The sequence below is a fragment of the Vibrio sp. 1249-1 genome (genome assembly GCF_033340495.1).
The window spans coordinates 1-660 of sequence record NZ_JAWOWJ010000635.1 but is presented as its reverse complement, the minus strand read 5'-3'; the positions used below and the strand labels follow the sequence as shown (position 1 = coordinate 660).

The 660-nt window shown below is 48.5% G+C and carries 1 protein-coding gene; it reads left to right on the top strand.

Annotation, left to right across the window (positions count from 1 at the left end):
- Positions 1-660: arginine N-succinyltransferase (locus R7Z50_RS28070; RefSeq protein WP_318149832.1), on the top strand; the 660-nt coding region annotated here is incomplete at both ends.

Below are 660 nucleotides of genomic sequence, written 5' to 3'. Positions count from 1 at the left end.
ACATCTCTACCGGTTAACGATGAACTGTTAACCAATCGAATCAAACCCTCGGAGTACAGCTTTGGTAAGCCCGACGTGACCGAGCCCGGTGACGAAGGCTACCTAATGGTGGGTTTTGACTCTGAATCGGGTGAGGTTGCGGGTACCACCGGAATCGAAGCATCTATTGGCTGGGACGTACCGTTCTACTCATATCACATCAGTAAAGTGGTTCACTCTTCGCCAAAACTCGGCGTAAATAACGTCGTTAAACTACTGACATTTGGCAACAACTACACGGGGAACAGTGAGATTTGTACGCTGTTCCTACGCGAAAAATATCGCCAGGGCCTAAATGGCCGTCTGATGTCTAAGTGCCGCTTTCTTATGATGGCGGAGCACCCAGAGCGTTTCTCTAAAACCATCTTTGCCGAGATGCGTGGCGTCTCTGATGCGAATGGTAATTCTCCATTCTGGCAATGGTTACAAGAGCATTTCTTCTCTATTGATTTCACACTTGCAGATTATCTTACCGGCATCGGCAAGAAAGGCTTTATCGCTGACTTGATGCCAAAGCTGCCAATTTACATCAACCTATTGAGCCCAGAAGCACAAGCGGTGATTGGTCAAGTGCATGACAACACGCGCCCAGCGCTGAAGCTGCTAGAGCGTGAAGGATTT